This is a genomic window from Clavibacter sp. GW821-FHT01D01 (assembly GCF_059422605.1).
In genome coordinates this window covers 163,557-172,538 of sequence record NZ_JBWKXC010000001.1, presented here as the reverse complement: position 1 = coordinate 172,538, position 8,982 = coordinate 163,557, and the positions used below count along the sequence as shown (strand labels likewise).

The 8,982-nt window shown below is 74.8% G+C and carries 10 protein-coding genes and 1 pseudogene; 5 read left to right on the top strand and 6 right to left on the bottom strand.

Annotated elements, in window-relative coordinates; translation table 11 throughout:
- Positions 1 to 66 precede the first annotated feature (66 nt).
- Both AC07VC_RS00855 and AC07VC_RS00850 read right to left on the bottom strand, forming a co-directional pair.
- Positions 67 to 801, bottom strand: coding sequence for a hypothetical protein (locus tag AC07VC_RS00855; protein ID WP_494674782.1), 735 nt, complete (start codon positions 799 to 801; stop codon positions 67 to 69).
- A 151-nt stretch (positions 802 to 952) separates the two neighbouring features.
- On the bottom strand, positions 953 to 1,612 hold the full coding sequence (locus AC07VC_RS00850; RefSeq protein WP_494674783.1) for an HAD-IA family hydrolase: 660 nt from the start codon (positions 1,610 to 1,612) through the stop codon (positions 953 to 955).
- Between the two features lie 77 nt (positions 1,613 to 1,689).
- Between AC07VC_RS00850 and AC07VC_RS00845 the strand changes: the two genes are divergently transcribed.
- Together AC07VC_RS00845 and AC07VC_RS00840 are read left to right on the top strand one after the other, a co-directional pair.
- A complete protein-coding gene (locus tag AC07VC_RS00845) occupies positions 1,690 to 1,935 on the top strand; it encodes a hypothetical protein (protein ID WP_494674784.1) in 246 nt (81 codons plus the stop codon).
- Entirely contained in the window at positions 1,928 to 2,122 is a 195-nt protein-coding gene (locus tag AC07VC_RS00840; RefSeq protein ID WP_494724445.1) for a hypothetical protein, read from the top strand. The genes AC07VC_RS00845 and AC07VC_RS00840 overlap by 8 nt, the downstream gene beginning before the upstream one ends.
- A gap of 51 nt (positions 2,123 to 2,173) precedes the next feature.
- On the opposite strand, the gene AC07VC_RS00835 is transcribed toward AC07VC_RS00840, so the two are convergent.
- Positions 2,174 to 2,836 carry a TetR/AcrR family transcriptional regulator gene (locus tag AC07VC_RS00835; RefSeq protein ID WP_494674785.1) on the bottom strand — a complete coding sequence of 221 codons (663 nt, stop codon included), beginning with the start codon at positions 2,834 to 2,836 and terminating at the stop codon, positions 2,174 to 2,176.
- Positions 2,837 to 2,935: 99 nt separating this feature from the next.
- Here AC07VC_RS00835 and AC07VC_RS00830 point away from each other — a divergent pair, with 99 nt between their 5' ends.
- Entirely contained in the window at positions 2,936 to 3,769 is an 834-nt protein-coding gene (locus AC07VC_RS00830) for an alpha/beta fold hydrolase (protein WP_317229132.1), read from the top strand.
- Positions 3,770 to 3,945: 176 nt separating this feature from the next.
- Complete coding sequence (locus AC07VC_RS00825) at positions 3,946 to 5,097, top strand: FAD-dependent oxidoreductase (protein ID WP_494674786.1); 1,152 nt, start codon at positions 3,946 to 3,948, stop codon at positions 5,095 to 5,097.
- 82 nt (positions 5,098 to 5,179) lie between these two features.
- On the opposite strand, the gene AC07VC_RS00820 is transcribed toward AC07VC_RS00825, so the two are convergent.
- Both AC07VC_RS00820 and AC07VC_RS00815 read right to left on the bottom strand, forming a co-directional pair.
- Positions 5,180 to 5,875: a hypothetical protein gene (locus tag AC07VC_RS00820; protein WP_494674787.1), complete on the bottom strand. Its 696-nt coding sequence runs from the start codon at positions 5,873 to 5,875 to the stop codon at positions 5,180 to 5,182.
- Positions 5,876 to 6,011: 136 nt separating this feature from the next.
- A complete protein-coding gene (locus tag AC07VC_RS00815) occupies positions 6,012 to 6,971 on the bottom strand; it encodes an acetylxylan esterase (protein ID WP_494674788.1) in 960 nt (319 codons plus the stop codon).
- 230 nt (positions 6,972 to 7,201) lie between these two features.
- Between AC07VC_RS00815 and AC07VC_RS00810 the strand changes: the two are divergent.
- A pseudogene (locus AC07VC_RS00810) lies at positions 7,202 to 8,201 on the top strand (NADP-dependent oxidoreductase).
- 97 nt (positions 8,202 to 8,298) lie between these two features.
- Here the strand turns inward: AC07VC_RS00810 and AC07VC_RS00805 are convergent.
- On the bottom strand, positions 8,299 to 8,754 hold the full coding sequence (locus AC07VC_RS00805; protein ID WP_317230425.1) for a hypothetical protein: 456 nt from the start codon (positions 8,752 to 8,754) through the stop codon (positions 8,299 to 8,301).
- Between the last annotated feature and the right edge of the window lie 228 nt (positions 8,755 to 8,982).

The following is an 8,982-nucleotide window of genomic DNA, read 5'->3' as shown; positions in this document are numbered from 1 at the left end:
GGGACCACTCCGGTCTCGTCCGGCAGCAGTGTGAGCGACCTCCCGCCCCGCGCTGTCGTCAGCGGGTCAGGCGCAGTGCGACCGCCAGACCTCGGGCAGCACCACGTAGGCCCCGCGCGCCTGGCAGATGCCGCTGGTGCGCACGAACTCGCTGCCGCCCAGGAGGAAAGCGCCGAGAGCTGCGCAGTTGCCCTTCGAGAGGCGGAAGCGGATGCACACGGCCGCGGTCACGGCGGCGACGCCGGACACCACGATCGCCCGCACGACGGCGTTGGAGAGGTAGACGGTCTGGTTCCTGATCGTCGGCAGGTGGATGTGGCTCCACCAGTGGTCGGCCGTCACGACGCCGCGCGGACCCGATGCGCCGGGCACGCTCGGTGGGCCCGCGGGCTGCGTCGGGGCGGCCTCGTCGGGCGACGACGGCGCCGTGCGCAGTGCGGCGACCAGGTCCCGGCCCGCGGGGGTGCTCAGGGTGCGCTCCACGGCGGCGTCCTGGGCCGCGGTCCGATCGACCCAGTTCTCGATGCGGCGGCCGCCGACGTCGAGGCCCGTCGCGGCGACGGTCGTGAGGTCGGCCTCGGTGATCCGGCCCGCGGCCAGGTCGTCGACGAGGTGGCCCTGCTCGATCGACCGCGCCACGCGCGCCTGCGGCGTGTCCGGGACGACGGCGAACGCGCCGCCGCCGGGTGCGGCGACGACGAACCCGAGGGCGATGAGGGCGCCGACGGCGACGCGCGCGGCGCCCCGGTGCGGGTGGGAGGGGCGGGATGTGCGGGTGGTGCGGGCGGAGATGAACGTCATCGTCTGTCCTGTGCTCGGTGTCCACGGCTGGTGCGGCGAGCGGCGCTCGCTGCGGCCGACCGTAACCACCATGGGTGGTGCGTGCCGGTCGTCCACAGGCCAGGTGGTCACGATCCGGTACCGCCCGGGCGGGACGCCGGAGCCGGTGCGCCTACCCGGCGGGCAGCGTGATCGTGAGGATCCCGTCGCGCACCTCGACAGTCGTCCCGCGGTGGTCGCGGACGCGGGGGAGGCCGACGGTGGCGTCGCTCTCATGGCCGCCGACGACGACCACGCGCATGCCCGCGGCGAGGCCCGCGCGGATGCCCGCCTCGGCGTCCTCGTAGACGATCGCGTCGGCGGGATCCACGCCCAGGCGCGACGCCGCGAGCAGGTAGCCGGACGGGTCCGGCTTGCCGGCCGTCACGTCGTCCGCCGACACCACGACGTCGGGCACGCGGATCCCGGCGCCCGCGAGGCGGGCACGCGCGAGGTCGGGGCCGGCGCTCGTCACGAGGGCGTGGGCGCCGGCGGGCAGGGCGGCCACGAGGTCGCGCGCCCCCGGGATCTCGACGGTGGCCGGGCTGCCGTCGAGCTCGAGACGGTCGAGCTCGGCGAGGAGGGCCGGCACGTCGCTGCCGGCGGGCGCGAAGCGGGCGATGCTGTCGGCGGCGCGCACGCCGTGGATCCGCCGCATCAGCTCCGCGGGATCGTGCCCGAAGCGCACGGCGAGCCCGGTCCAGATCTCCTCCACGAGCGCGGTCGAGTCCACCAGCGTCCCGTCCATGTCGAGGAGGAGCGCGCGGGCGGTGAGGGTGACGGGTGCGGTCATGGGTCCATCCTCCCGGACGCGCGTCGGCCAGGATGGGGGAGCGTCCGGCGATCCGGCGCGGGACGAGTGGAGGCGGCATGGGCTCGGGGGACGCGCACGAGGTCGAGGCCGCGAAGGTGCGCACCCTGGCCGGCATCGCCTCCTTCACGCTGATGCTGGGGCTGCTCATCGTCGGGCTCGTGCCCGACCTGTCGACCCTCGGCGGTCGAGGCGGCGGCGTCCCTGCCTGGTTCGGCGCCGGCCTCTTCGTCGTGCTGGGACTGGCGGGCCTCGGCTGGGCGGTGCTGCGCGCGATCCGGGTGCAGCGGCGAGCCCGTGGGTGAGGCCGTGGGGACGGCGCTCCTCGTCCTCCAGCTCCTGGGCATGGTCGCGGTGGCCGTCACGGCCGTGCGGATCCTGTCCTTCGGCATGGTCTCGCGCGAGCGGCCGCCACGCCGCATCCTCGTGCCGGGACTCGTCGGCGGCGCCGTCGGCGCCGTCGCCTTCGTGCTGCGGCTGTTCCCCGCCTGAGCAGCGGATGCCCGGCGCCCCGGCGTCGACGATCCGGTCGTGCGGGGCGGGTCAGGCGGCGCGCACCGCGGCGTCGATGAGCACCTCGGCGGCGCGGCGGGCGTGGCGGGCGGGCTCCGCGGATCCCGAGATGGCGGCCGTGGTCTGCGCGCCCTCCGCGAGGATCGCGAGCTGGTCGGCGAGGTCCGTCGGGGCGCCGGCGTCGCGCACCAGGCCCGCGACGTAGGCCTGGAACGATGCCTTGTGACGGCGCGCGAGGTCGGCGACCGCGGGGGAGACCGCGCCCAGCTCGCCGAACGCGTTGATGAAGCCGCAGCCGCGGAAGTCGTCCTCGTCGAACCAGTCGGCGAGGTAGTCGTAGACCGCCAGCAGGCGCTCGCGCGGAGCGGTGGCGCGGGCGACGCGGCCGGCGACGCCGTCGGTCCACATCGCGTGGCGGTGCTCGAGCACGGCCACGACGACGGCCTCCTTCGACGGGAACTCGGCGTAGATCCGCTTGAGCGAGACGCCGGACGCGGCCCGGAGGTCGTCCATGCCCACGGCCGTGATCCCGCGGCCGTAGTAGAGCCGGTCGGCCTCCGCGACGATGCGCTGCCGCACCTCGGGCGCGGCTCCCGTCGACGGGGCGCGGGCGGGGGCCGGGGCGGTCGCGCCGGGCCCGTCGGGCGCGTCGACCGTCGCGCCCGGGATGCCCGCCGATCGTCCATCTGCCATGCACCGATCCTACCTTGCGCGGAGAACGATCGTTCCCCTAAGGTGGGCACACCGGAGAACGTTCGTTCTCCGCCTTCGTCTCATCGAGAGGACAAGCTCATGGCATTCGTGACCGTCGGCACCGAGAACAGCACCGACATCGACCTGTACTACGAGGACCACGGCACGGGCCGACCGGTCGTGCTCATCCACGGCTACCCCCTCGACGGGTCCTCCTGGGAGAAGCAGACGGCGGCGCTCCTCGAGGCCGGCTACCGCGTCATCACCTACGACCGCCGCGGCTTCGGGCGCTCCAGCCGCCCCACCGTCGGCTACGACTACGACACCTTCGCCGCCGACCTGAAGACCCTCGTCGACACCCTCGACCTGCAGGACGCCGTGCTCGTCGGGTTCTCGATGGGCACCGGCGAGGTCGGCCGCTACCTCGGCGCCTACGGGTCCGAGCGCATCGGCAAGGCCGTGTTCCTCGGCTCGCTCGAGCCCTACCTCCTGAAGACCGACGACAACCCCACCGGCGTCCCGCAGGAGGTCTTCGACGGCTTCCTCGCCGCGGTGCAGGACGACCGCTACTCCTTCTACACCGCCTTCTTCCAGAGCTTCTTCAACACCGACGAGAACCTCGGCTCGCGCCTCAGCCAGGAGGCGCTGACCGCCAACACCGCCCTCGCCTACGCCGCGTCGCCGCACGCCTCGGTCTGGGCGCAGCCGACCTGGCTCACCGACTTCCGCGCCGACATCCCCCGCATCGACGTGCCCACGCTCATCGTGCACGGCACGGCGGACAACGTGCTCCCGATCGACGCGACCGGCCGCCAGTTCGCGAAGGCGCTGCCGTCGGCCGAGTACGTCGAGCTCGAGGGCGCCCCGCACGGCATGCTCTGGACGCACGGCTCCGAGGTCAACCAGCTCCTGCTCGACTTCCTCGCGAAGTAGCCGCTGGGCGTACGGCCACGGCGGGCGCCCGCCGCGTCGTCGGGAGGCCGGGGTCCGCGTGGATCCCGGCCTTCCGCCGTCTCCGCGCCGATCGCCCGCCTCCGCTGCGTGCCCGGACCCCTCACGGCTGCCCGAGCGACCGGGGTGCCGGCTCCCTGTCGACGTAGCCTGGATCGATGACGGCACGGCAGACGAGGACGAGCGGCGCCCGGGCGACCGCATCGCACCACGTCGTCATCGGCGCCGGGCTCGCGGGGGCGGCGACCGCGTGGCAGCTCGCGAGCCGCGGCCATGAGGTCACGGTGCTCGAGCGCGACCGGCCGGCCAGCATGCTCGGCAGCTCGCACGGATCCGCCCGCATCCTCCGCTACGCCTACGAGGACCCCTTCTACGTGCGCCTGGTGCGCGACGCGCGCGTGCTCTGGGACCGCCTCGAGCGCACCACGGGCAGACGGCTCGTGACGCCGACCGGATCCGTCGACTCGGGCCTCGTCCGCCGCCCCGCGGAGCTCGCGCGCGTGCTCGAGCGCGTCGGCATCGACCACGAGCTCCTCACCGCGCGCGCCGCCGAGGACCGCTGGCCGGAGATGGCGTTCGACTCCGACGTGCTCTGGCACCCGGCCGCGGGCGTCGTGGACGCCGAGGCCGCCGTGCGCACGATGCTCGACCTCGCCGTCGGCCACGGCGCCGTCGTGCACGAGGGCTGGACGGCCGCGTCCGTCGAACGGGTCGGCGCGGGGCTGGTGGTGGTCTCCGACGACGGTCGGCGCGTCACGGGCGACAGCGTGGTGGTGGGCGCCGGCGGCTGGCTGCCGGACCTCCTCGGCGCCCTGCCGCTGCCCCGGGCGGCCCTCGACCGCGTGCCGCCGCTGCGCGTGCGCCAGGAGCAGGTGTTCCACTTCGCCTACATGGACGGCCCGCGCCCGGTGCCGACCTCCATCCACATGGACGAGCTGATGCAGGTCTACGCGCTGCCCGGCGGCCGGGACGTGGAGGGCCGCGGGCACAAGGTCGCCGAGTTCGACGGCGGGCGCGTGATCCCGTCGGCCGCGCACCAGGACGGCCGCGTGGATCCCGCGAACCGCGCCCGCGTCGTCGACTGGGTGCGGCGGAACCTCCCGGGCGTCGAGCCCGTGCCCTACGCCGAGGCCACGTGCCTGTTCACGAGCACGCCGAGCGAGGACTTCGTGATCGACCGGGTCGAGGGGATCACGATCGTGTCGCCCTGCTCCGGCCACGGCGCCAAGTTCGCGCCGCTCATCGGCAGCCTCGCGGCCGACGCCGCCACGGGCGAGCGCGTCGAGCCGCGATTCGCGCTCGCGCCCTGAGCCGGGGCGATCCGACTCCGGAACCTCTCTCCGCCTGACCGATGGCGGGTGACGGGTGCCCGGTCCGCGCCCCCGCCCGCCCTCAGACCTTCGCGCGCCCCCGGCCGCCGGCGCGCGGGCGGTCCCGCTGCGGTCGGTCGCGCTCCGGTCCGGCGTCGTCCGAGCCGGCACGCGCGACGGCGCGCTGCCGGTCCGCCGCGAGCCGGGCCAGCTCGTCGCGCAGCTCGGCGACGCGGTCCTCGCGCCCCTCCTCGGGGACGGCGCCGGGCAGCAGCTGCGGCGCGAGCCGTGCGCGCACGATCTGCTCGAGGGCGGAGTCGCGCGCGATGAGGAGCACCTCGCGGAGCGCGACGGGGTCGCGGCGGAGCGCGCCGAGCCGCTCCACGATCTCCTCCGCGATCTCGGCACGGAGGGTGAGTCCCGGGACGTCGCCCTCGCGGTAGTCGTCGGGCCGCTTCCCCTTGCCCTCGCGCAGCGCCGCGCGGTCGCGGGCCATGCGCAGCCGCTCCGCCTCGCCGCGCTTCTCGCCCGTCAGCTCGGCCAGCTCGCCGCGGAGCGCCTCGATGAGCGACTCCTCGTCGAAGGCACGGCGCTCCCGCAGCGTGCGCAGGATGATCAGGTTCTCCATCTGCAGCCGGAGCGCGACGCCGACGAGCAGCAGGGACTCCTCGATCAGCACCTCCTTCTGCGCCGGATCCGCGGCCACGCGTGCGGCGACGGAGGGCGGCGGGGCGCCGGGCTTGGAGGGCTTCATGGGGCGGATGCGGGGCCGGGGCATGACGTCCTCCCGCTCCGCCCGCTCCACCGGCGAGGTGCTCCCAGGTTACGCGGATCCCCCGACGCCGGGGCGGGTCGCGCGCATGATCCGGGCGGCGGATCCGGAGCGCACGCGGATGCCGCGCCCGCCCCGCGACTCAGGCCAGGCGCTGCCGGAGGAACGCGAGCGTGCCGAGCTCGTCGTCGATGCCGCCGCCCTCGTGGCCGCTGTACTCCCACTCGGCGATCTCCTTCTCGCCCGCGTACGCATCGAAGGCGCCGTAGACGGTGGAGGCCGGGCAGATCGCGTCCATGAACGCGACCGAGAAGCGCGCCGGCGCGGTGGCCCGACGGGAGAACGCGACGCCGTCGAAGTAGCGGAGCACGGCGTGCACCTCGTCGGCGCGGCCCCGGTACGTCTTCAGGTAGTCCGCGACCTCGCGGTAGGGGTAGGCGTCGGTCATGCGCGCGGCCCGCTCGATGTCGCAGAGGAACGGGACGTAGGCGGAGACCGCGGCGAGGTCGTCGCGGAGGCCGGCGACCGCGAGCGCCAGCCCGCCGCCCTGGCTGCCGCCCTGCACCGCGATGCGGGCGGGATCGACGACCTCGAGCGAGCGTGCCACGTCGACGGCCCGCACGGCGTCGGTGAACAGGCGGCGGTAGTAGTACGTCTCGCGCGAGCCGATCCCGCGGGTCATGAAGCCGGGGATCTGCGGTCCGGAGGCGTGGTCGTCGGCCGTGTCGCCGGTGCTCCACACGGATCCCTGGCCGCGGGTGTCCATCTGCAGGTGCGCGTAGCCGGCGGCCGCGTACATGAGCGACTCCTCGGCGCGGCCCCGCCCGCCGCCGTAGCCGACGTAGGAGACGACGGTGGGGAGCGGGCCGGTCGCGCCGGCGGGGGTGCGGAGCCAGGCCCGCACGTCGGTCCCGCCGGAACCGGCGAAGGTCACGTCCTGCACGTCGACGAGGGCGAGGTCGGTCTCGACCGGCGTCCGCCGCACGTCGAGGTCGTGCTGCGCCGCCTCCGCGAGCGTGTCGGCCCAGAACGCGTCGAAGTCCTCGGGATCGACGTGGCTGCTGACGTGGGCGCGGGCGACGTCGACGGGTTCGATGAGCATGGATCCTCCGGGGCGGTGCGATGGGCGGTCGGCGTCCCGCGAGCCCCGGTGGGCTGCGTCGCCTCGATCATCATGCCCGGATGCCGCTGCGGGCTGCACGCCGCGCGGCGGCTCGTGACCTGATGGATGACTAGGCTCATGATTGAGCAAGATCGGTAGGAGTGGTGGTGCGCCCGCGTCCCTCCCGCGCCCTGCCCCGTCGCGCCCCGCCCCGAACCGGAAGGAGCATCATGAAGGCCGTCGTCCTCACCCGCTACCGCCAGCCCGCCACCATCCAGGACGTGCCCGAGCCCGAGGTGGGCGCGCACGACGTCCTCGTCCGGGTCGAGGCCGCGGGGCTCAACCACCTCGACGAGAAGCTGCGGGCCGGGGAGTTCCGGACCATCTCGCCCCTGCGCCTGCCGACGACGCTCGGCCACGACGTGGCCGGGACCGTGATCGGGATCGGCGACCGGGTGCGCGGGTTCTCCGTCGGCGACGCGGTCTACGGCCGCGTGCGCGACGGCCGCATCGGCACCTTCGCCGAGCGCATCGCGGTCGCCGAGGGCGACCTCGCGCCGATGCCCGAGGCGCTGTCGTTCGTCGAGGCCGCCTCGCTGCCGCTCGTCGCCCTCACCGCGTGGCAGGCCCTCGTCGTGCGCGGGGCGGTGCGACCCGGGCAGCGCGTGCTCGTCCACGCGGGGTCGGGCGGGGTCGGGACCATCGCGATCCAGCTCGCCCACCACCTCGGCGCCACGGTCGCCACCACGGCGGGTGCGGCGAACGCCGACCTCGTCCGCGGGCTCGGTGCCGATGTCGTCGTCGACCACCGCTCCGCGGACTTCGCCGACGAGCTGTCGGGCTACGACCTCGTGCTCGACAGCCTCGGCGGCGACACCCTCGACCGGTCGCTGCGCGTCCTCGCGCCCGGCGGCCAGGTCGTCGGCATCTCCGGTCCGCCCGACCCGGCGTTCGCGCGATCGGCGGGGCTGAGCCCGCTCCTGCGCGCGGTCATCGCCGCGCTCAGCGCGAAGGTCCGGCGGGCCGCGCGCCGGCGGGGCGTGCGCTACTCGTTCCTCTTCATGGAGGCGAGCGGATCCCAGTTGCGCGAGATCACGGCGCTCGTCGAGTCCGGAGCGATCCGGCCCGTGGGTGGGCCGCGTGGTGGCCTTCGACGAGATCCCCGCGGCCCTCTCCGCGCTCGGCAGAGGCGGCGTCCGCGGGAAGGTCGTCGCCACCGTCGGCGGGTGATCGCGACGGCGGCTCCTGGGCGGCGGCGGCCGTCCTCCGAGGCGGAGCCTGGCCGTCGGCGTGCTCACGAGCCGCCGCGCTCACGAGCCGCGCGGGTTCACATGTGCCAGAACGAGAGGGACGGGTGCTTGACCGGGTGCCACAGGTCGGCGACGGAGCTGTACTTGTAGATCTTGTTCACGTCCATGTTGAAGCAGACGTCCCAGCCGTGCCCGCCGATCGCCGTGGAGAAGTCCTCGCACCTGCTCATCCGGAAGGAGTTCAGCGCCAACGAGCTCGGGTAGGCGACGTCGTAGAAGGTCGTCATGAAGCCGACCTTGCTCGCGCAGGTCTGGCCGCCCTTCACCCACACCTTCGTCACGAGCCCCGACCCGATGTGCGTCCCTTGCGTTCCGGGACCCGTGTCGCTGGTGGAGTCCCAGGTGCCGCAGACCCGGTAGCCGCCCTGGGCCTGGGCCGCCTCCGGCGGGGTCGATGCCACGGCGGCGCCCGCGAGCGCGAGGGTCGCGAGGGCGGCGGCGAGGAGGCGGGCGGAGATCCGGGATGTGCGCATGCGGGTGCTTCTCTCAGGTGGGGTGGTGGGTGAGCGCGCGGACGGCATCACGCCAGGGGCATGGCCGATCCGCGTGGAGGTGCTCTCGTCGGATGGCGACCGCGGCATCGCCCGGGCCGATGGGGGCCCGCGGAGCATGCCGCGTCGGCGCCGAGCCTAGGGAGACCGCGAGACGCGCGTTCCGCTCGTGCACAGGAGGGCGGGACCCGGGGGGGGGGGGTCCCGAGT